The organism is Bradyrhizobium yuanmingense (assembly GCF_900094575.1).
Classification (GTDB): Bacteria; Pseudomonadota; Alphaproteobacteria; order Rhizobiales; family Xanthobacteraceae; genus Bradyrhizobium; species Bradyrhizobium yuanmingense.
In genome coordinates this window covers 410,399-429,403 of sequence record NZ_FMAE01000004.1, presented here as the reverse complement: position 1 = coordinate 429,403, position 19,005 = coordinate 410,399, and the positions used below count along the sequence as shown (strand labels likewise).

General features: G+C 64.0%; 22 protein-coding genes and 1 tRNA gene. 7 read left to right on the top strand and 16 right to left on the bottom strand.

What is annotated here, in order from left to right:
* Nucleotides 1-53 precede the first annotated feature (53 nt).
* The 3 genes from GA0061099_RS15540 to GA0061099_RS15530 all read right to left on the bottom strand — a co-directional run bounded on the left by GA0061099_RS15540 (nt 54) and on the right by GA0061099_RS15530 (nt 3,356).
* Entirely contained in the window at nt 54-632 is a 579-nt protein-coding gene (locus tag GA0061099_RS15540; protein ID WP_036022667.1) for a hypothetical protein, read from the bottom strand.
* A 76-nt stretch (nt 633-708) separates the two neighbouring features.
* Nucleotides 709-1,686 carry an ABC transporter substrate-binding protein gene (locus tag GA0061099_RS15535; RefSeq protein ID WP_036022665.1) on the bottom strand — a complete coding sequence of 326 codons (978 nt, stop codon included), beginning with the start codon at nt 1,684-1,686 and terminating at the stop codon, nt 709-711.
* 47 nt (nt 1,687-1,733) lie between these two features.
* Entirely contained in the window at nt 1,734-3,356 is a 1,623-nt protein-coding gene (locus GA0061099_RS15530) for a peptide chain release factor 3 (RefSeq protein WP_036022662.1), read from the bottom strand.
* 158 nt (nt 3,357-3,514) lie between these two features.
* Between GA0061099_RS15530 and sugE the strand changes: the two genes are divergently transcribed.
* Nucleotides 3,515-3,829, top strand: coding sequence for a quaternary ammonium compound efflux SMR transporter SugE (gene sugE, locus GA0061099_RS15525; protein WP_036022660.1), 315 nt, complete (start codon nt 3,515-3,517; stop codon nt 3,827-3,829).
* On the opposite strand, the gene GA0061099_RS15520 is transcribed toward sugE, so the two are convergent.
* The 7 genes from GA0061099_RS15520 to GA0061099_RS15490 form a co-directional block, all read right to left on the bottom strand.
* The gene (locus GA0061099_RS15520; RefSeq protein ID WP_036022657.1) at nt 3,822-4,826 is read right to left on the bottom strand and encodes an inorganic phosphate transporter; all 1,005 of its coding nucleotides are present in this window, start codon (nt 4,824-4,826) and stop codon (nt 3,822-3,824) included. The two genes, sugE and GA0061099_RS15520, sit on opposite strands and share 8 nt — an antisense overlap.
* 12 nt (nt 4,827-4,838) lie before the next feature.
* A complete protein-coding gene (locus GA0061099_RS15515; protein WP_036000836.1) occupies nt 4,839-5,483 on the bottom strand; it encodes a DUF47 domain-containing protein in 645 nt (214 codons plus the stop codon).
* 157 nt (nt 5,484-5,640) lie between these two features.
* Nucleotides 5,641-6,609 carry a branched-chain amino acid ABC transporter permease gene (locus tag GA0061099_RS15510; RefSeq protein ID WP_036022655.1) on the bottom strand — a complete coding sequence of 323 codons (969 nt, stop codon included), beginning with the start codon at nt 6,607-6,609 and terminating at the stop codon, nt 5,641-5,643.
* A gap of 1 nt (nt 6,610) precedes the next feature.
* Nucleotides 6,611-7,474, bottom strand: coding sequence for a branched-chain amino acid ABC transporter permease (locus tag GA0061099_RS15505; RefSeq protein ID WP_036022653.1), 864 nt, complete (start codon nt 7,472-7,474; stop codon nt 6,611-6,613).
* Nucleotides 7,475-7,549: 75 nt separating this feature from the next.
* Nucleotides 7,550-8,770, bottom strand: a complete 1,221-nt coding sequence (locus tag GA0061099_RS15500; protein ID WP_036000846.1) for an ABC transporter substrate-binding protein — start codon at nt 8,768-8,770, stop codon at nt 7,550-7,552.
* A 56-nt stretch (nt 8,771-8,826) separates the two neighbouring features.
* Nucleotides 8,827-9,573, bottom strand: coding sequence for an ABC transporter ATP-binding protein (locus tag GA0061099_RS15495; protein ID WP_036022650.1), 747 nt, complete (start codon nt 9,571-9,573; stop codon nt 8,827-8,829).
* Nucleotides 9,566-10,321 (bottom strand): ABC transporter ATP-binding protein, encoded by a 756-nt coding sequence (locus GA0061099_RS15490; RefSeq protein ID WP_018317619.1) that lies wholly within the window; start codon nt 10,319-10,321, stop codon nt 9,566-9,568. The genes GA0061099_RS15495 and GA0061099_RS15490 overlap by 8 nt, the downstream gene beginning before the upstream one ends.
* Before the next feature lie 340 nt (nt 10,322-10,661).
* Between GA0061099_RS15490 and GA0061099_RS15485 the strand changes: the two genes are divergently transcribed.
* Entirely contained in the window at nt 10,662-11,309 is a 648-nt protein-coding gene (locus GA0061099_RS15485; protein ID WP_167361655.1) for a hypothetical protein, read from the top strand.
* 3 nt (nt 11,310-11,312) lie between these two features.
* Here the strand turns inward: GA0061099_RS15485 and GA0061099_RS15480 are convergent, their stop codons facing one another.
* Nucleotides 11,313-11,672 (bottom strand): ArsC family reductase, encoded by a 360-nt coding sequence (locus tag GA0061099_RS15480; RefSeq protein WP_036022641.1) that lies wholly within the window; start codon nt 11,670-11,672, stop codon nt 11,313-11,315.
* 105 nt (nt 11,673-11,777) lie between these two features.
* Here GA0061099_RS15480 and GA0061099_RS15475 point away from each other — a divergent pair, with 105 nt between their 5' ends.
* The gene (locus tag GA0061099_RS15475) at nt 11,778-12,149 is read left to right on the top strand and encodes a tRNA-binding protein (protein ID WP_074447872.1); all 372 of its coding nucleotides are present in this window, start codon (nt 11,778-11,780) and stop codon (nt 12,147-12,149) included.
* 13 nt (nt 12,150-12,162) lie between these two features.
* On the opposite strand, the gene GA0061099_RS15470 is transcribed toward GA0061099_RS15475, so the two are convergent.
* Together GA0061099_RS15470 and GA0061099_RS41150 are read right to left on the bottom strand one after the other, a co-directional pair.
* Nucleotides 12,163-12,894, bottom strand: a complete 732-nt coding sequence (locus tag GA0061099_RS15470) for a glutathione S-transferase N-terminal domain-containing protein (protein ID WP_036022638.1) — start codon at nt 12,892-12,894, stop codon at nt 12,163-12,165.
* 86 nt (nt 12,895-12,980) lie between these two features.
* Nucleotides 12,981-13,145 carry a hypothetical protein gene (locus tag GA0061099_RS41150; RefSeq protein ID WP_167361654.1) on the bottom strand — a complete coding sequence of 55 codons (165 nt, stop codon included), beginning with the start codon at nt 13,143-13,145 and terminating at the stop codon, nt 12,981-12,983.
* Between the two features lie 166 nt (nt 13,146-13,311).
* On the opposite strand from GA0061099_RS41150, the gene GA0061099_RS15465 reads away from it, so the two are divergent.
* On the top strand, nt 13,312-13,515 hold the full coding sequence (locus GA0061099_RS15465; RefSeq protein ID WP_036022634.1) for a hypothetical protein: 204 nt from the start codon (nt 13,312-13,314) through the stop codon (nt 13,513-13,515).
* A 6-nt stretch (nt 13,516-13,521) separates the two neighbouring features.
* Here the strand turns inward: GA0061099_RS15465 and GA0061099_RS15460 are convergent, their stop codons facing one another.
* Nucleotides 13,522-14,193, bottom strand: coding sequence for a DUF429 domain-containing protein (locus tag GA0061099_RS15460; RefSeq protein WP_036022636.1), 672 nt, complete (start codon nt 14,191-14,193; stop codon nt 13,522-13,524).
* 942 nt (nt 14,194-15,135) lie between these two features.
* Between GA0061099_RS15460 and GA0061099_RS41145 the strand changes: the two genes are divergently transcribed.
* The 3 genes from GA0061099_RS41145 to GA0061099_RS15445 all read left to right on the top strand — a co-directional run bounded on the left by GA0061099_RS41145 (nt 15,136) and on the right by GA0061099_RS15445 (nt 18,174).
* Nucleotides 15,136-15,291 (top strand) — tRNA-Arg (locus tag GA0061099_RS41145).
* Nucleotides 15,292-15,397: 106 nt separating this feature from the next.
* Nucleotides 15,398-16,723 (top strand): TROVE domain-containing protein, encoded by a 1,326-nt coding sequence (locus GA0061099_RS15450; protein WP_036022630.1) that lies wholly within the window; start codon nt 15,398-15,400, stop codon nt 16,721-16,723.
* A gap of 110 nt (nt 16,724-16,833) precedes the next feature.
* Nucleotides 16,834-18,174, top strand: coding sequence for an RtcB family protein (locus GA0061099_RS15445; protein ID WP_036022627.1), 1,341 nt, complete (start codon nt 16,834-16,836; stop codon nt 18,172-18,174).
* Between the two features lie 74 nt (nt 18,175-18,248).
* Here GA0061099_RS15445 and GA0061099_RS15440 read toward each other — a convergent pair whose 3' ends face one another.
* Both GA0061099_RS15440 and GA0061099_RS15435 read right to left on the bottom strand, forming a co-directional pair.
* Nucleotides 18,249-18,770, bottom strand: a complete 522-nt coding sequence (locus tag GA0061099_RS15440; RefSeq protein ID WP_036022625.1) for an RNA polymerase sigma factor — start codon at nt 18,768-18,770, stop codon at nt 18,249-18,251.
* A complete protein-coding gene (locus GA0061099_RS15435) occupies nt 18,767-18,976 on the bottom strand; it encodes a YgaP family membrane protein (RefSeq protein ID WP_036022623.1) in 210 nt (69 codons plus the stop codon). The genes GA0061099_RS15440 and GA0061099_RS15435 overlap by 4 nt, the downstream gene beginning before the upstream one ends.
* Between the last annotated feature and the right edge of the window lie 29 nt (nt 18,977-19,005).

Below are 19,005 nucleotides of genomic sequence, written 5' to 3'. Positions count from 1 at the left end.
GCAGCCCCCGCCACTGAAGTATCATCGATCGGCCGATGCTCGCAACTCGCGCGCTATTTGCCGAGCTCCCGATTGTCGACATAACGGATCGCGATGGGCCGCCCGGCCAACGCCCCGCCGAGCCCGCTGGTCAATTTCAGCGGCAGACAGGCCTTCAGCGATGCATTGATGGCGTTCAGATAGGTCGTCCGGGTGTCCGCCGGCACGCCCGCAGTCGCGTATGTGAGGCGCGGCGGGCCGATCAGGCCGCCGGTCTTGTTGAAGCTGAAGCGTACCGACATCTGCATGCCTGCGCGCGCATGGTCCGATGGCGGCGACCAGCAGCTGCGCAGCGCGGCGAAGAGGTCGCCGATCGTGTCGAGATCGTGATCGGGCTTCCGGTATTTGGCGCGGTCGGCCTCGGCAGGCACGCTCTCGATCGTGAGCTGGAGGTTCTGGCCGTAAGGGTAGTCGATCTCGGGAATACAGGGGCCGGGCTCGAGCGGGCTGCAATAGGATGGCGTGCAGGGCTCGCCGTCGAGCACGCTGCAAGGCTCGTGCGCGAACGGAATCGGATTGATCTGGCGTCGCTGCGCGTCGGCGGCGATCGAGGTCATTGCCAGCAAGGCAAGAACAAGAATGCAGCGCCACATGTACCGGGACCGCAATGGCATTTGCAACAGGTGGCGACGGCTATGAAAGCTTCAAGGCTGGCCGCGATGGTTCGCTTCACTCGACAATCTGATCCGCTTGCGCCACCAGCGTGGGCGGTAAATTCAGCCCCAACGCATTGGCTGTCTTGAGATTGAGCAGGAACTGGAATTCATTCGGTTGTTGGACTGGCAAGTCTGCGGGACGGGTTCCTCTCAAGACGCGGTCGACATAATCCGCCGAGCGACCGACGAGCTGCGTGATCGAGACTCCGTAAGACATCAGCCCGCCGTCCGTGACGAAGGACGGGAACGGATACATCGCCGGCAGACGATGCGCGGCCGCCAAGTTCAGAATCAATTGCCGATGAACGAGTGGAAATGCGTCGGGAAAGATCAGCAGCCCGCCGTCTGGCTGCTCTGCAAAGCGGGAGATCGCCTGTTCGAGCTCGGCGGCGTTGTGCGCCGGCGCCGGAACGAGCTGGAGCTGGACTGCCGGAATGGCCGCCTTCACGGACGGCATCAAGATCATGGGCGCCGTTCGCGGATTGAAGATTGCGGCAACCCTCCGTATCGCGGGTGCCGCCTGCTTGAGCAATTGCAGCCACTTGCCCGCCATTTCAGGCTCGAAGGTCGTGAACCCCGTGATATTTCCGCCCGGCTTGCCCAGACTTTGGACGAAACTGGCACCCACGGGATCGGCAACGACCGTGAAGATGATCGGCAAGGTCGGCGCGCGTCGCCTCAGGGCTTCCACAGAGGGAGTGCCGATTGCCAGAAGCACATCCGGCCCCCACTTCACGAGCTCCGCCGCCTGGGCATCGGCGACATTCGGATCGCCGGCCCACCAGCGATACTCGATATGGATGTTGCGCTCCTGTTCCCAACCGAGCTCGCCCAGACGCTGTCTCAGTTTCTGGTAGCCGGCCTGGCTCTCCGGATCGCTCGACCTGCCTCCCGCCAACACACCGATCCGCCGCACATTCCCCTGCGCGGATGTGCTCAGCGGATAGGCCGCCGCGCCTGCAACGAGCATGATGAATTCGCGCCGCCTCATGACCGTCGACCTCGCTGTCCTGCTTCACGGAAAAGGTCTGGGAAACATTACCCCTTCTTCTTGACATCCTTGACGTTGCTGAACTCGATGCCCTCGGCACGCTCCCGGGTGTAGCCGAGGTAGAACTCGTTCCGGGCGAGATAGACGGGATCGCCATCGACATCGTCGGCAATGCTCGAATTGTTCGCGGCGATGAAGCTGTCGAGCTTCTTGCGGTCCTCCGAGGAGACCCAGCGCGCCAGCTGGAACTCGCTGACCTCGAACTCGACCGGCAGCGAATATTCCGCCTCGAGCCGGGCCTTGAGCACGTCGAGCTGCAGCGCGCCGACCACGCCGACCAGCGCCGGGGCGCCGTCGCGGGGGCGGAACACCTGCACCACGCCCTCTTCCGACATCTGCTGCAGCGCTTCCTTCAGCTTCTTCGCCTTCATCGCGTCGGTGAGACGGACACGGCGGACGATTTCCGGCGCGAAGCTCGGCACGCCGACGAAGTTGAAATCCTCGCCCTCGGTCAGCGTATCGCCGATGCGCAGCGTGCCGTGGTTGGGAATGCCGACGACGTCGCCGGCGAAGGCTTCGTCCGCGACCGAGCGGTCCTGCGCGAAGAAGAATTGCGGGCTCGACAGCGGCATGCTCTTGCCGGTGCGCACGAGCTTGGCCTTCATGCCGCGGCTGAGCTTGCCCGAGCACAGGCGCGCAAACGCGATGCGGTCGCGGTGGTTGGGATCCATGTTGGCCTGGATCTTGAACACGAAGGCGCTCATGCGCGGATCGGTGGCCTCGACCTTGCGCTGGTCGCTGTCCTGCGCGCGCGGCTCGGGCGCAAACTTGCCGAGGCCCTCCAGGAGGTCTCCGACGCCGAAATTACGTAGCGCGCTGCCGAAATAGACCGGCGTCAGATGTCCCTCGCGGAACGCGTCCAGCTCGAACGGCTTCGACGCCTCGGTGACGAGCTCGAGCTCGTCCTTCACGGCGGAGACATCGAGATTGGCGTTGAGCTTGGCGAGCTCTTCGATCTCGATCTCGAGCGCCGCGCCGGTCTTGGCGCCACCGCCTTCGAGCAGGCGCACGCCGCCATTGACGACGTCATAGGTGCCGAGGAAGTCGCGGCCGCGGCCGACCGGCCAGGTCATCGGCGTGGTGTCGAGCGCCAGCGTCTTCTCGATCTCGTCGAGCAGCTCGAACACGTCGCGGCTCTCGCGGTCCATCTTGTTGATGAAGGTGATGATCGGGATGTCGCGCAGACGGCACACCTCGAACAGCTTTCGGGTGCGCGCCTCGATACCCTTGGCCGCGTCGATCACCATCACGGCGGAATCGACCGCCGTCAGCGTGCGATAGGTATCTTCCGAAAAGTCCTCGTGGCCCGGCGTGTCCAGCAGGTTGAAGACGAGGCCTTCGAACTCGAAGGTCATCACCGAGGTCACCACCGAGATGCCGCGTTCGCGCTCGATCTTCATCCAGTCCGAACGCGTGTTGCGCCGCTCGCCCTTGGCCTTGACCTGGCCGGCGAGGTTGATGGCGCCGCCGAACAGCAGCAGCTTTTCGGTCAGCGTGGTCTTGCCGGCGTCGGGATGGGAGATGATCGCAAAGGTCCGCCGCCTCGCCACCTCGGCGGCAAGCGGGGAACGGGCCGGCGATTCGGCTGTGGTGGCGGCGATGTCGGACATGGCGGGAGCGTGTGGCAGGGAAAACGGGCCTGATCAAGCCTCATTTGGTGATTGCGAAGGTTTCCGGCCAGCCCCATATCCCCCTTTTGGGAGGACGACCTCCCTGCCCATCAGCACACCAGCCGCGGGGACGACCCTGCCTTGAATGGAGGGTCGTCATGGCCTGGAGCATCCTGTTCGTCGCCGGTCTCCTCGAGATCACCTGGGCCATCGGCCTGAAATACACCGAGGGCTTTAGCAAGCTTGTCCCGTCCGCGGTCACGCTCGCGGCCATGGCCGGCAGCGTCATCCTGCTCGGATTTGCGCTCAAATCCCTGCCCGTCGGAACCGCCTATGCGGTCTGGACCGGCATCGGCGCGGTCGGCACCGCGACGCTCGGCATGGTTCTGTTCGGCGAGCCGGCGACGGCCTTCCGCCTCGCCAGCATCGGCCTGATCGTCGCCGGCATCATCGGACTGAAGCTCGTCACTTGACGAGCTGGACCACCCACCAGGTCAGCGCGGCCACGATGCCTGAGGCCGGGATCGTGATCACCCAGGCATAGACGATGGAGCTTGCGACGTTCCAGCGCACGGCCGAGACGCGGCGGGCGGCGCCGACGCCGACGATGGCGCCGGTGATGGTGTGGGTGGTCGAGACAGGAACCCCGAGGTAGGTCGCCATGAACAGAGTCACCGCGCCCCCGGTCTCGGCGCAAAAGCCCTGCATCGGGGTCAATTTCGTGATGCGCAGGCCCATGGTGCGGACGATGCGCCAGCCGCCCATCAGCGTGCCCAGCGCCATCGCCGCCTGGCACGACAGCACCACCCAGAACGGCACCGAGAACTCGCTGCCGAGATGGCCCTGCGAATAGAGCAACACCGCGATGATGCCCATGGTCTTCTGCGCGTCGTTGCCGCCATGGCCGAGCGAATAGAGCGAAGCGGAGACGAATTGCAGGATGCGGAAGGCGCGGTCGACCGCGAACGGCGTCGAGCGCACCGAGGCCCAGGACACGATCGCAACCAGCGCCATTGCGAGCAGGAAGCCAACCAGCGGCGACAGCACGATCGCCAGCACGGTCTTGGACAGGCCGCTCCACACCGCGGCCGAAATACCGGCCTTGGCCAAGCCGCCGCCGACGAGCCCGCCGATCAGCGCGTGCGACGACGACGATGGAATGCCGAGCGCCCAGGTCACGAGGTTCCAGACGATGGCGCCGACGAGGGCTGCGAAGATCACCTGGGCGTCGACGACCGCAGGATCGATGATGCCGGTGCCGATGGTCTGGGCGACGTGCAGCCCGAACACCAGGAAGGCGATGAAATTGAAGAACGCGGCCCAGAACACCGCGAATTGCGGTCGCAGCACGCGGGTCGAAACGATGGTCGCGATCGAATTGGCGGCGTCGTGCAGGCCGTTCAGGAAATCGAACAGCAGCGCGACGGCGATCAGGCCGACCAGGACGGGAAAAGCCAACGCAGCATCCACGGCGGCCCTGCCCTACACTTGCTCGATGACGATGCTGTTGATCTCGTTGGCGACGTCGTCGAAGCGGTCGGCGACCTTCTCGAGATGGTCGTAAATCTCGACGCCTACGATGAAGTCCATCGCATTGCCGTCGCGATGCTTGAGGAACAGCTCCTTCAGGCCGATGTCGTGGAGATCGTCGACACGGCCCTCGAGCTTGCCGAGCTCCTCGGTGATCGCGGTCAGCATGGCGACGTTCTTGCCGATCTCCTGCATCAGCGGCAGCGCACGGCCGACCAGATTGGCGCATTCGATCAAGAGTCCGCCGATCTCGCGCATCGGCGGCTCGAAACTGCGCACCTCGAACAGCATCACGGCCTTGGCCGTCTGCTGCATCTGGTCGATGGCATCGTCCAGCGACGTGATCAGGTTCTTGATGTCGCCGCGGTCGAACGGGGTGATGAAGGTGCGGCGCACCGCCGTCAGCACCTCGCGGGTGATATTGTCGGCGTCGTTCTCGAACTGGTTGACGCGCTGGCAATAGACCGGCGTCTCCTCGCCCCCGTTGAGCATGCCCTGGAGCGCGACCGCGCCCTGGATCACGGTCTGGGCATGGCGGTCGAACAGGTCGAAGAACCGCTCTTCCCTGGGCAGGAACGCACGAAACCATCGCATCATGGGGACAAACTACCGGTTGGAAAATGGTCAGGCCCGCAAGGGCTGTCACAAAACTGTCATAGACCATTTTCGATCCGCGCGCGTGTCGCCTCACGCCCGCGGAGCCGGATCATCCACCGCTTTCATGCATCAATGAAACTGATGCAATACCAGTTACTTAGAGCGATCGCCGGAAGTAATGCGCGATTTCGCCGACGACGCCGCGGCGGAAGGTGAGCACGCAGACCACGAAGATCGCGCCTTGGATCACCGTCACCCACTGGCCGAAGCCGGCCAGATATTGCTGCATGGCGATGATCACGAAGGCGCCGACCACGGGACCGAAAACGGTGCCGAGCCCGCCGACCAGCGTCATCAGCACGACCTCGCCCGACATCGTCCAGTGCACGTCGGTGAGCGAAGCGTTCTGCGCCACGAACACCTTCAGCGCACCGGCAAGTCCGGCGAGCGTCCCCGACAGCACGAAGGCCAGGAACTTGTATTGGTCGGTGCGGTAGCCGAGCGAGATCGCGCGCTGCTCGTTCTCGCGGATCGATTTCAGCACCTCGCCGAACGGCGAGTTGATGATGCGGAAGATCAGGAGGAAGCCGGCGAGGAAGCCGACCAGCACGACATAGTACAGCACCGTCGGCTTGGACAGATCGAGCACGCCGAACATGCGTCCCTGCGGGATGCCCTGGATGCCGTCCTCACCATGGGTGAACGGGGCCTGGAGATAGATGAAGTACAGGAGCTGCGACAGCGCCAGCGTGATCATCGAGAAATAGATGCCCTGGCGTCGGATCGAGATGTAGCCGGTGACGATCGAGAGCACGAACGCCGCGGCGACGCCGACGAGAATGCCGAGCTCGGGCGGCAGCGCCCAGACCTTCAGCGCATGCGCGCTGCAATAGCCGGCCGTGCCCAGAAACATCGCGTGGCCGAACGACAGCAAGCCGCCATAGCCGACCAGCAGATTGAAGGCGCAGGCGAGCAGCGCAAAGCACAGCGCCTGCATCACGAAGAACGGATAGACGCCCGTGAACGGCACCGCTGCGAGCAGCAGCGCCATCACTGCGAATACAATCATCTCGTCGCGCATTGCGCGCGGGGTCACAGGAAGCGTGTCGTCCGTCAGGGTTGTCATCTCAGGCCGCCCTTCCCGTCAATCCCGTCGGCTTCACCAGCAGCACCAGCACCATCAGCACGAACACGACGGTGTTGGAGGCCTCGGGGTAGAAATACTTGGTCAGGCCCTCGATCACGCCGAGCGCAAAGCCGGTGATGATGGAGCCCATGATCGAGCCCATGCCGCCGATCACCACCACCGCGAACACGACGATGATGAGGTCGGCACCCATCAGCGGCCGCACCTGGTTGATCGGCGCCGAGAGCACGCCGGCAAGCGCGGCAAGGCCGACGCCGAGACCGTAAGTGAGCGTGATCATGCGCGGCACGTTGATGCCGAAGGCACGCACCAGCGTCGGATTTTCAGTGGCGGCGCGCAGGTAGGCGCCGAGCTGCGTCTTCTCGATGAGAAACCAGGTCGCAAGGCACACCGCCAGCGAGAACACGACGACCCAGCCGCGGTAGATCGGCAGGAACATGAAGCCGAGATTCATGCCGCCCCTGAGCTGCTCGGGAATGGCGTAAGGCAGGCCCGAGGAGCCGAAATAGTTCTGGAACACGCCCTGCACGATCAGCGCGATGCCGAAGGTCAGGAGCAGGCCGTAGAGATGATCGAGCCCGGTTAGCCATTGCAGCATGGTCCGTTCCAGGATCATGCCGAAGATGCCGACGATGATCGGCGCCAGCAGCAGCGCCCACCAATAATTGATGCCACCAAGGTTCAACAGGAAATAGGCGACGAAGGCGCCCATCATGTAGAGCGCGCCGTGGGCGAAATTGATGATGTTGAGCATGCCGAAGATGACGGCAAGCCCGAGACTGAGCAGCGCGTAGAACGAGCCGTTGATCAGTCCCACCAGTAGCTGAGCGTAGAGAGCCTGCATCGATCCCGCACCCGGTCCCTTCTATTCCTCAAAGACAGGCCGGCGCCGTTGCGCGCCGGCCCGCATCGTTCACCGTTACTTCTTCACCAGCGGACAGGCGCTTTCCGACAGCGGCCGGAAGGCCAGGTCGCCGGGGGTCGTGCCGATCAGCTTGTAATAGTCCCAGGGGCCCTTGGATTCCTCGGGCTTCTTGACCTCGAACAGATAGGCCGGATGCAGCTTGCGACCGTCCGCACGGATCGTTCCCTTGCCGAACAACGCATCGTCGGTCGGCATCTCCTTCATCTTGGCGACCACCTTGGCCCCGTCATGCGGATTGCCGCCCATCGCCTCCAGCGCCTTGAAGTAGTGCAGCAGGCCCGAATAGACGCCGGCCTGCACCATCGAGGGCATCGCCTTGTTCTTCATCCGCTCGGAAAAGCGTTTGGAGAAGGCGCGCGTGCCGTCGTTCATGTCCCAATAGAAGGTCTCGGTGAAATTCAAGCCCTGCGCCACCTTCAGACCGAGCGAGTGCACGTCGGTGATGAAGAGCAGCAGACCCGCAAGCTTCTGGCCGCCCGAGACGATGCCGAACTCGGACGCCTGCTTGATGGTGTTGGTGGTGTCGCCGCCGGCATTCGCCATGCCGATGATCTTGGCTTTGGAGGCCTGCGCCTGAAGCAGGAAGGACGAGAAGTCAGCGGTATTCAGGGGATGCTTGACGTTGCCGATCACCTTGCCGCCCGACTTCACCACCACCGCGGCGGTGTCGCGCTCGAGGGCATGGCCAAAGGCGTAGTCCGCGGTGAGAAAATACCAGGTGTCGCCGCCCGCCTTCACCAGCGCCTGCCCGGTACTGTTGGCCAGCATATAGGTATCATAGACCCAGTGGACCGTATTCGGCGAGCATTGCGCGTTGGTGAGATCCGACGTCGCCGCACCTGTGTTGATCAGGATGGAATTCTTCTCTTTGACGATATTGTTCACCGCCAGCGCAACGCCGGAGTTCAGGACATCCATGAAGATGTCGACCTTCTCGACGTCGATCCATTGCCGAGCAATCGTGGAGCCGATGTCGGGCTTGTTCTGATGGTCGGCGGAGATCAGGTCGAGCTTCCAGCCCTTGGCAGCGAGCCCGGAATCCTCGATCGCCATCTGTGCGGCGACGGTCGAGCCGGCGCCACCGAGATCGGCATAAAGTCCTGAATTGTCGGTCAGCACGCCGATCTTGATGTTCTTGTCCTGCGCGACCGCGCCGCCTGCCGCGCCGAGCGCCAGGGCCGTCCCGAGCAACATTGCCGAAATGCTGTGCTTCATAATCCGACCTCCCAATATTCCTTTGATAGTTACTCTCGATCGTCCGGCCTGCTCGGCTACACACCGAGATAGGTGTGGAGCTTGTCCATGTTGGCGGCAAGCTCCGAATTGGAAAACCCGTCAATGATCTTGCCGTGCTCGACTACGTAATAGCGGTCGGCGACGGTGGAAGCGAAGCGGAAGTTCTGCTCGACCAGGAGGATCGTGAAGCCCTCCTTCTTGAGCCGCGCAATGGTATGGCCGATCTGCTGGATGATGACGGGTGCAAGACCCTCGGTCGGCTCGTCCAGCATCAGGAAGCTCGCGCCGGTGCGTAGGATGCGCGCGATCGCCAGCATCTGCTGCTCGCCGCCCGACAGCTTGGTGCCCTGGCTGTTCAGCCGCTCCTTCAGGTTCGGGAACAGCTCGAAGATCTGGTCGAGCGGCAAACCGCCTTCGCGGACAACCGGCGGCAGCATCAAATTCTCGCGGACGTCGAGGCTGGAGAATATGCCCCGCTCTTCCGGACAGAAGGCGACGCCCATGCGCGCGATCTTGTCGGAGGTCGCGCGGATGATCTCCTGGTTGTTGAACTTCACCGAGCCGGTGCGCTTGCCGATGATGCCCATGATCGACTTCAGCGTCGTCGTCTTGCCGGCGCCGTTGCGCCCGAGCAGGGTGACGACCTCGCCCGCGTTCACGTCGAAGTTGATCCCGTGCAGGATGTGAGACTCGCCGTACCAGGCTTCCAAGTTGCGGACTTGCAGGATGTTCCCGCCAGTCGCAGCCCTGGCCGGAGCCTCGGCGATCGCTGTATCAGGCATGACCGGCTCCCAGGTAAGCTTCCTTGACGCGCTCGTCCTTGGTGAGCTCGGAGTAGTGGCCTTGCGCGAGCACCTGCCCGCGCGTCAGCACGGTGATGATATCGGAGAGGTTGGCCACGACGCTTAAGTTATGCTCGACCATCAGGATGGTGTATTTCGCGGAGATGCGCTTGATCAGCGCCGCGATCTTGTCGATGTCCTCGTGGCCCATGCCGGCCATCGGCTCGTCGAGCAGCATCATCTCCGGGTCGAGCGCCAGCGTGGTCGCAATCTCAAGTGCACGCTTGCGCCCATAGGGCATCTCGACTGCCGGCGTGTTGGCAAACTCGTTGAGGCCGACATCGTTCAACAGCTCGCGCGCGCGGTCGTTGAAGCGGTTGAGCACCGACTTGGAGCGCCAGAAATCGAACGAAGAGCCATGCTGGCGCTGCAGCGCGACACGGACGTTCTCGAGCGCGGTGAGATGGGGAAACACCGCCGAAATCTGGAACGAACGGACCAGCCCCATGCGGGCCACATCCGCCGGCGCCATCGCGGTGATGTCCTGCCCTTTGTACAGGATTTTCCCGGCCGACGGCTTGAGGAACTTGGTCAGAAGATTGAAGCAGGTCGTCTTGCCGGCCCCGTTCGGGCCGATCAACGCATGAATGCTCCCACGGCGAACCTTGAGCGCAACGTCGCGGACGGCGAAGAAGCCCGCGAACTCCTTGGTCAAGCCTTCCGTTTCGAGAATGAACTCATCGGCCAAACAGTTTTCCCCCTGCCCGCGCGCGGCGCGTGGCTGTCCTTGTTGCTTCGGCTGTCCGGAGGACTTGCAGCCCACCGGGGCGCCGCCTCCGGGCGCGGAATATGCCGGAGGTGACGGGGGTTAGGCAAGGCGGAAAGCTGAGCAGGTCAGGCCTCCGGCCGGGGTACAAATGCTCCCTTAGTCGCAGAGGTCGATGTCGTGCCTGCCCGGCCTTTCCGGTTCGCAAGGCACCGGCCATCAAGCCGTCGTTAACGGTCTTTCGTCTCCCGCGCCAGCCTTCATCGAAAATTTTCCCGCAAGCCCGATCATCCCAGGGTTTTCACGCGCGGAGAATATTGTCTTGGATTTTGCAAGCGCCGCTCCCTCCGTCGTCAAGTCGATCCGCCAGCGTGATCTCCTCAACACGTGGCTGCGACTTTATGCGCGCCAGCAGATCGCTCCCGCGATCTGGGAGTATCAGCCCGCGCGGCTCGAGGAGGAGCTGTCGGATCTCATCTATTATACGGTGGAGCTTTCGACGCCGACGCCGCGTCTGGTCATCCAGAGCGAAGGCACGCGCATCTCGCGCGCCTATGGGCATACCGGCAAGGGCGTTTCGCTCGATGATTACGTCGGGCCGCGGCTCGCACCATACGTGATGCCGATCTATCATGAATGCGTCGCGCGCGGCCTTCCGATCTACAGCGTTGCCGACGTCGACGACGCCTATGGCCGAATCGTCGCGTATGAGCGGCTGCTGCTGCCGTTCCTGACCGACGGCAGGGTCAGCCACGTCATCGCGTCAGTAAAGACCTTCTGCGAGGACGGCGGCTTCGAGATCAAGAATCTGATGCGCGGAAATGACGCGCTGCCGCGCCCGAAGCTGCGGGCCGTGATCGATCGCGAGCTGTTTCATCGCGCCCCCGGCCGCATCGCACCCGCCGATCCGGTCGAGTTCTCGGACCAGCCGGGCCGCGCCATCTCCAACGAGATCATTGAGCTGAACTAGCCGTCAGCGCGCCTTGCCGCCGACCTCCTTGGCATAGATATCCGGCTTGAAGCCGACCAACAGCTTGCCGCCGATTTCGAGCACCGGCCGCTTGATCATCGATGGTTGCGCTAGCATCAAGGCCAGCGCCTTCTTCTCGGTGAGGCCTTCCTTGTCGGAGTCGGGCAGCTTCTTGAAGGTCGTCCCGGCGCGATTGAGCAGGGTCTCCCAACCGACCTTGTCGCTCCACTGCTTCAGCCTGTCCTTCTCGACACCCGCCGCCTTGTAGTCGTGAAACGCGTAAGCCACGCCATGGCCATTGAGCCAGGCGCGGGCCTTCTTCATGGTGTCGCAGTTCTTGATGCCGTAGATGATGGTGGGCAAGACGGTCCTCGCGCATGGCGTAGCGGTGATGTGCGTGGCGTTGTACGAAACTCCGCGTCGCGCGACAATGTCGCGAGACGCGTCACCCCACCGAACGGACATCCCATGCACGTCACCCACGATCCCGCAGCGGCGGCCGCACCGACCATCGACTTCGACACATTCCTCGCGGTCGACGTCCGTGTCGGCACCATCGTCGACGCCAAACCGTTTCCGGAAGCGCGCAAGCCAGCCTGGCGGCTGTGGATCGATTTCGGCCCCGCCATCGGCGTGCGCAAGAGCTCGGCCCAGATCATCGACAACCACCCGCTCGAAAGTCTCGTGGGCCAACAGGTCGCGGCCGTCGTCAATTTCCCACCGCGCCAGATCGGCCCGGTCGTCTCCGAGGTGCTGACGCTCGGCTTCCCCGATGCCGACGGCAAGGTGGTGCTGGTGCAGCCGAGCAAGCCGGTGCCGAACGGCGGACGGCTGTTCTAGCCTCAGGGCCTTGTCAGGGCCTTGCCGGAATGTTCAATCCGCGCTGCACCGCGGGACGCGCGAGGCCGCGTTCGAGCCAGGCGCCGACCGCCTTAAACTGGGCGAATTCGACGAGATCGCCGGCACCATAAAAGCCGATGAGATTGCGCACCCAGCCGAGCATGGAGATGTCTGCAATGGTGTAGTCGTCATCCATGAACCATTGCCGGCCGGCCAGATGCGTATCCATCACGCCGAGCAGGCGCTTGGCTTCGGCGACGTAGCGGTCACGAGGCCGCTTGTCCTCGTAATCCTTGCCGGCGAATTTGTGGAAGAAGCCGACCTGACCGAACATCGGCCCGACGCTGCCCATCTGGAAGTGCAGCCATTGCAGCGTCTGATAACGCCGCGCGGCATCCTGCGGCAGCAGCTTGCCGGTCTTCTCCGCGAGATATTGCAGGATCGCCCCGGACTCGAACAGCGCCAATGGTTTCCTGTCGCGGGGACCGTTGGGATCGAGGATCGCCGGAATCTTACCGTTGGGATTGAGCGAGAGGAATTCGGGCGTCTTCTGGTCGTCCTTGCCGAAGTCGACCAGATGCGCTTCGTAAGGAAGCTCGATCTCCTCCAGCATGATCGAAACCTTGACGCCGTTCGGCGTCGGCAGCGAATAGAGCTGAAGTAATTCCGGATGCTTGGGTGGCCAGCGCCTGGTGATCGGAAAGACTGACAGACGGTCCCAGTTGGGGACAGGAATGGAGGACATATCGGACATCGGGACTCTGGGTGCATGGACTGAGGCGTGCTCAATCTAGGCAAGGTACCGCACCGCGCAAGTCACTTCCGGCTGTGCTAGGGCGGCAGTGTCGCCATCGCCACGAACGGGGGCATTGCTTCATACTGCAGCCTCGACTCGATCTGCAGCCTCGACTCGATGAACCATTGACCCGTGATCAGCAGCAGGGCCGTAAAGGCAACCGCGAGCATCGCGGTCGCCAATTGGCACACGTCGTACATGGTGTTCTATATCCCTCGACAGCCTCTGGCGTAGAACGTCGGCTCAGGCGCCACGTTCCAGACGGCAACCAAATATTGCTACTTTTTCCCGATCCTGCTGCGACGGCATCGCTCTGTTCCGGCGGCTCTCAAAGGGACCAATGGCCCCCTCGCGCGTTGTCGCTCAATGAACATCGAGAAACGCGCCCTGCTCGACCACGCCGAACGCTGTCGCCGCGTCGCGAACGATCTTACGCACAGCAAAGCGGCGCAGCGGTTGCGGGCGATGGCCGACGAGTACCAAGCGCGAGCAGCGAGACTGGGCGACGAGGGCGGCTCATATCCAGGCCCCAACAGCCGCGGTCATCTCGAAGGCGAAGTCGAGGGCTGATCGCCTTCAGAAGTTGATCTCCATCCGTAGTCCGCGCGTATCGGCCGTGCCGTCACCAACGGATTGCGTGCTGTCGCGCGCTGCGACGGCGCAGGCACAGGCGTCGATGAGATCGTCGCGACCGATCCCGGTGCCGTGGCGAAGCGTGAGCCATCTCTCGACTTCAGTGAAGCCGCGGCCCCTCAAAAGCGCGATACGCTGCTCGCGGCCCCGCGGCGAGGTCTTCGGTTCGAGCCGCACGCGTCCTGCCAGATTCCAGAAGATCAATTCCGGATGCGCTTCGCCGATCGTCGCCTGCCGCGCCGGCGTCATGGCCTCGTCGACCTCCCTCATCTTGTCCCTGATATTCCAGAGCTGCGCCGACACGCCCCTGCCCTCGCCTTCGTGCTTCCAGTAATGGCGATTGGCCGCCGCCATGTCGTGGAACGCCCAGAGGTCGCGGCGCGCGCCGAGAAACACGGCTGGGCCGATCAGTTCGCGTGCGCGCAAATCGCAGGCGCGGTAGCCGCTCGCGTTCAGTCCGATCGGCATGTCGATCATCGCGCGGGCGTGCGGGATTGCGAGCAGACGCATCAGGCTTGGCGAATAATCGAAGCCTTGATCGCCGCGCTCGTCAATCCACGCTGCGACCCAGCCGAAGCGAAATCCGTCGAGCCCCAGATAGTTTTTGCAAGTCATGCGTCCGTCAATTTCAGTTTCCTCGCGCGTCTCGCTTGACATCCGCAAGTTGCGGGCGTATGTCCCGCGCCCTCGCAAGCACTTCCGTTTGCGACAGACACCATGAACCGAGCGATGTCGTACCGCTACGAAAGAATTATCCGCACCCCGAATAGCCCAAAGCTGTTCGATTGCGCATGCCCGGCTCATGGGAGCGATCTTGCCTGACCGCAAGATCGACAGTCCGCTTCTCACGGACCCTCCCGAGCCTGCCGCTCCGGAGGGTTTTTTGTTGCCCGCCGCGCGGCCCCACCGAACATCCCGGCAATGGCCGGAACGAGAGACCCGGATCTCGGGGCTCGCGCTGGAGAGGCGCGTGCCCAAGTGCGCGGGGCCTGCCGGAGGGAACGAGGCGATGAGCCGGACACCGATGGCAGAGCGAACCCAGTGGGTTCGCAATGTGCGGCGCGTCGACAGCGCCGCGATCGAATTTTTGTAACTCGGTTTGCCGTGAGGGATCGCGGCTCAACCGACGCTGGTGGTGAAGATGTCGGATACTTCTCCACACGGCACAGCGGGTATGCCTCCCGCCTTTGACACACGCACCGGGATGCGGCCTCGGAAAAGGCTTGCACGCGGCCCGGCGCAGGATCTGTCCGTTCGGGACAGAGACTGTGTTGTTGTCACTGAAAGCCGATATCGCCCGTTCCCCAGCGTACCCATCAATGGCCGATGCGAAAGCACTGGCCTGGCGGTGGTGAAGATGTCTGTTACTTCGTGGTAAAGGCGGGAAAGCGCCGAGCAGGTTCGAACCCTGCGCGCCGAAAGGCGGATCGCCCGCAAGGGCAGCAACAGCATCGATCGTTCCCCGCCAACCCCATCACGATCCGTGGTGAAGATTTCTGTTACTTCGCCTGCAACGCGAGAGGTCGCGGGTTCGAATCCCGCCCGGTGTCCCATGCACCGGTAGCTCAGAGGATAGAGCGCTTTCCGGCGAGCTTCGGCTCGTCGGGTACAGCAATCGCCCGTTCCCGGATCGTGTCCCCTAGCCACCGCCGGTGGTGAGGAGCGCTGTTACTTCGGATCGCAATGTCGAAGGTTCGACTCCTTCCGGACGAAAGTCCGTAGCTCAGCGGTAGAGCATGTGACTTGCCCGCAAGGGCAGTACAGCCTCGCCTGTTCCCCGGCACCGTTTCCATCCCCATCAACCCAAGAGGAGGCCATCATGGTCAGGCTCAACAAGATCGTTCGCGCCTTCACGCGGGAGGGCGCACGCGCAATTCGCTTCACGCCCGAGATGGAGCTGAAGCGCGCGCTGATGAACTGCCTCCTGTGGGAGGACCAGTTCTACGAGGACGGCGTTGCGATCGCCGACCGCATCAAGGCCCTCGTACCCAAGGTCGCGCCGGAGCGCGTTGCGCAGCTTGCGATCGAGGCGCGCGAGGTGATGAAGCTGCGGCACGCACCGCTCCTCGTCATCCGCGAGATGGCGCGGAACGAGAGGCACCGCACCCTCGTTGCCGACACGCTCGCCCAGGTGATCCAGCGTCCCGACGAGATGACGGAGCTGCTCGCGATCTACTGGGCGGATGCGCTGGGGCCGATGCAGCAGCGCAAGCGCCAGCCGGTCTCGGCACAGGTGAAGAAGGGTCTTGCCCGCGCGCTGACCAAGTTCGACGCCTATCAGCTCGCCAAGTGGGACCGCGACGGCGCGGTGCGGATCAGGGACGTTCTGTTCCTGGTGCACGCCAAGCCGAAAGACGCCGATCAGGCGAAGGTGTGGAAGCAGCTCGTCGATGGCGAGCTCGCCTCCCCCGACACCTGGGAGGTTTCGCTCTCGGCCGGCAAGAACAAGCGCGAGACCTTCGAGCGGCTGATCGCCGAGCGAAAGCTCGGCGGCCTGGCGCTACTGCGCAATCTGCGCCTGATGCAGAACGCGCAGGTCCCGCGCGAGAGCATCGCAGGCGCGATCGAGGCGATGCGGACGGATCGTATCCTGCCCTATCGCTTCATCACGGCGGCGCGCTATGCGCCGGACTTCGAGCCCGAGCTCGAGGCTGCGATGCTCAAGTCGATCAAGGACCATGTGCGGCTTCCGGGCCGCACCCGGCTCCTGATCGACGTGTCCGGCTCGATGTTCGCAACGCTCTCCGCGCAGTCGGAAATGACGCGCGCGGAGGCGGCGTGTGGCCTTGCCATTCTCGCCCGCGAGATCTGCGACGAGGTCGAGATCTTCACCTTCTCCAACGAGGTCGTGAAGGTCCCTCCCCGCCGCGGTTTCGCGCTGCGGGATGCGATCATCAACTCGCAGCCGCATGGCGGAACCTATCTCGGCAAGGCGGTGACGGAGATCGACCGCAAGGGCGATCGCCTCATCGTCTTCACCGACGAGCAGAGTCACGACCAGGTGCCCGAGCCCAAGGCGCGCGGCACCATGGTCAACGTGGCCTCGTATCAGCACGGTGTCGGTCACGGCGCCTGGACCCGCGTCAACGGCTTCTCCGAAGCCGTGGTCGCGTGGATCGCGGCGTCGGAGACGGCGTTGAACTGATGCGCAACGACAATGGCCCCGGACGCGAGATGCGCCCGGGGCCAGCGAAATCTCTGAAATGATCCGCCCGTCCCGTTATGGTGCGCGCGGAATGACAAGGATCTACGACCATGCGACGACCCGATCCCTACATGGAACGCGCCCGCGAGCTCTGCCTCGCCGCCGGTGTCGATCCCGACTCGCGCGTCGGCGAAGGACGCGGCCAGCCGGCCTGGTGCCTGTACAAGGACGCCGCGCGCAAGGAGCATCTTGCCCGCGAGGCCAATGCGACCGCGAGCTCGATTGCCGCGTTCCGGACGCAGGACGCCCGTTTCCAGAATGCGCCGCTGAAGGTGTTCGGCCCGCATGAGGAGGCGACGATCGCGCAGATGCGCAATTGCATGGCCATCGGCAATGTCGTCTCCGGCGTGATCTGCGCCGACGGCCATCTGGGCTATGCGCAGCCGGTCGGCGGGGTGATCGCCTATGAGAAGCAGATCAGCATCTCCGGCGTCGGCTTCGACATTGGCTGCGGCAACATGGCGGCTCGGCTCGACACGCGCTTCGACGACATCGCGGGGATCGCTCCCACGATCATCCGCGACGTCGCCAAGGTGATCTCGTTCGGCGTCGGCCGTGCCAACGCGGAACGGGCCGAGCACGACCTGTTCGACGACGGCGAGGCCTGGCGCGAAAGCGACATGGAGGACTACCGTCAGAAGGCCGTGAAGCAGCTCGGCACGGTCGGATCGGGCAACCACTATGTTGACCTCATGCGCGACGAGGAAGGCTTCGTCTGGATCGGCGTCCACTTCGGAAGCCGCGGCCTCGGGCATACCTCCGCGACGCGCTACCTCAAGGCCGCCGGCGGCAAGGACGGCATGAACGTCCCGCCCGCCGTAGTCGACGAGGACAGCGAGCTCGGCCGCCGCTACATCGCGGCGATGCAGCTCGCCGGGCGCTATGCCTATGCAGGCCGCGAGTGGGTCGTCGAGCGCGTCCGCCAGATCATCGGCGGCAGCGTCACCGAGAGCGTGCACAACCACCACAACTATGCCTGGCGTGAGACCCACGACGGCAAGGATTTGTGGGTGGTGCGCAAGGGCGCGACGCCGGCGTTTCCCGGCCAGAAGGGGTTCGTCGGCGGCTCGATGGGCGACGACGCCGTCATCCTCGAAGGCGTCGACAGCCCGGAAGCCAAGGCCTCGCTCTACTCGACCGTGCACGGCGCCGGCCGCCTGTTCGGACGACGTGAGGCGAAGCGGCGCTTCTCGCGCGAGGAGATGGACCGTTGGCTGAACGAGCGCGGCGTCACCTTGATCGGTGCCGACCTCGACGAGAGCCCGATGGCCTATCGCCGCCTGCCGGACGTGCTGGCCCAGCACGCCGGCACCGTGCGCGTGCTGCACACGCTACGGCCGTTCGCCGTCGCCATGGCCGGCGAAGGCGAGTTCGATCCGTGGAAGGACTAAAGCGAAGCCGTGGGCGGGAGGCGACGTCTCCCGCCCACGTCACTCCATTTTCTTTCTTTGAATCCGGTCGCCTCTCATCTCGTCAGATATTCGCGCATTAACGCGCGGGCGCGATGCAGCCGCGCCTTCACGGTCTGCCTGCTCGCGCCGAGCGCGGCGGCAATCTCTTCGATCGTCATCTCCTTGACGTCGCGCATCAGCGCGACATCGCGATAGTGCGGCGGCAGCGCCTCGAACGCCGCGGCGACGTCGAGCCGCAGATCGGCCTCAGGGCGCAACAGCAGTGCGGCCCCCGCCTCGGCGCCATCGACCGCCGGCACAACGCCGGCCCGGCGCGCGAGCCGCAGGCATTCGCGCCGGACCACGCTGAACAGCCAGGCCGACAACGCCAGCAGCGAACGGATCGTGCCGACGTGGCGGAACAGGATCCACAGCGCCTCCTGCGTCGCATCCTCGGCGTCCGCCGAGCTGCGGCAGGTCGCCCGCGCATAGCGACGGATGTCCGGCTGCGTCGTCTCGAGCAGACGCGCAATCGCCTCGGCATCGCCGAGCCGCGCGGCCTCGAACAGGTTTGGCGAGATCGCCGCCGCGCTCACGACACCCCTCCCTTGCCGATGCCCGCTATCGCGCACATCGGACAATAACCGACGAGACCGGTCAGCGCGAAGCCGGCGCCACCGAGCGCGACCAGCCATGCTGTCGCGCCGGCAAGATAAACGAACGCCGCAGCCGCCACCGCAATCCCCAGGACGACCCGCACCACCTGATGCAGTCCGCCGATGTTCTTCCTATAGAATCCCATCACATCCTCCGATATGGGCCGAGACCGAT

Bases quoted from the DNA above. Each gene is read 5' to 3' on its own strand.
- GA0061099_RS15450 (WP_036022630.1), top strand. From the start codon at position 15,398: ATGGTCAGGCTCAACAAGATCGTTCGCGCCTTCACGCGGGAGGGCGCA.
- GA0061099_RS15445 (WP_036022627.1), top strand. From the start codon at position 16,834: ATGCGACGACCCGATCCCTACATGGAACGCGCCCGCGAGCTCTGCCTC.
- GA0061099_RS15540 (WP_036022667.1), bottom strand. From the start codon at position 632: ATGTGGCGCTGCATTCTTGTTCTTGCCTTGCTGGCAATGACCTCGATC.
- GA0061099_RS41150 (WP_167361654.1), bottom strand. From the start codon at position 13,145: ATGTACGACGTGTGCCAATTGGCGACCGCGATGCTCGCGGTTGCCTTT.
- GA0061099_RS15475 (WP_074447872.1), top strand. From the start codon at position 11,778: ATGCACGTCACCCACGATCCCGCAGCGGCGGCCGCACCGACCATCGAC.
- GA0061099_RS15530 (WP_036022662.1), bottom strand. From the start codon at position 3,356: ATGTCCGACATCGCCGCCACCACAGCCGAATCGCCGGCCCGTTCCCCG.
- GA0061099_RS15460 (WP_036022636.1), bottom strand. From the start codon at position 14,193: ATGACTTGCAAAAACTATCTGGGGCTCGACGGATTTCGCTTCGGCTGG.
- GA0061099_RS15470 (WP_036022638.1), bottom strand. From the start codon at position 12,894: ATGTCCTCCATTCCTGTCCCCAACTGGGACCGTCTGTCAGTCTTTCCG.
- GA0061099_RS15535 (WP_036022665.1), bottom strand. From the start codon at position 1,686: ATGAGGCGGCGCGAATTCATCATGCTCGTTGCAGGCGCGGCGGCCTAT.
- GA0061099_RS15515 (WP_036000836.1), bottom strand. From the start codon at position 5,483: ATGATGCGATGGTTTCGTGCGTTCCTGCCCAGGGAAGAGCGGTTCTTC.
- sugE (WP_036022660.1), top strand. From the start codon at position 3,515: ATGGCCTGGAGCATCCTGTTCGTCGCCGGTCTCCTCGAGATCACCTGG.
- GA0061099_RS15510 (WP_036022655.1), bottom strand. From the start codon at position 6,609: ATGACAACCCTGACGGACGACACGCTTCCTGTGACCCCGCGCGCAATG.
- GA0061099_RS15435 (WP_036022623.1), bottom strand. From the start codon at position 18,976: ATGGGATTCTATAGGAAGAACATCGGCGGACTGCATCAGGTGGTGCGG.
- GA0061099_RS15500 (WP_036000846.1), bottom strand. From the start codon at position 8,770: ATGAAGCACAGCATTTCGGCAATGTTGCTCGGGACGGCCCTGGCGCTC.
- GA0061099_RS15495 (WP_036022650.1), bottom strand. From the start codon at position 9,573: ATGCCTGATACAGCGATCGCCGAGGCTCCGGCCAGGGCTGCGACTGGC.
- GA0061099_RS15505 (WP_036022653.1), bottom strand. From the start codon at position 7,474: ATGCAGGCTCTCTACGCTCAGCTACTGGTGGGACTGATCAACGGCTCG.
- GA0061099_RS15465 (WP_036022634.1), top strand. From the start codon at position 13,312: ATGAACATCGAGAAACGCGCCCTGCTCGACCACGCCGAACGCTGTCGC.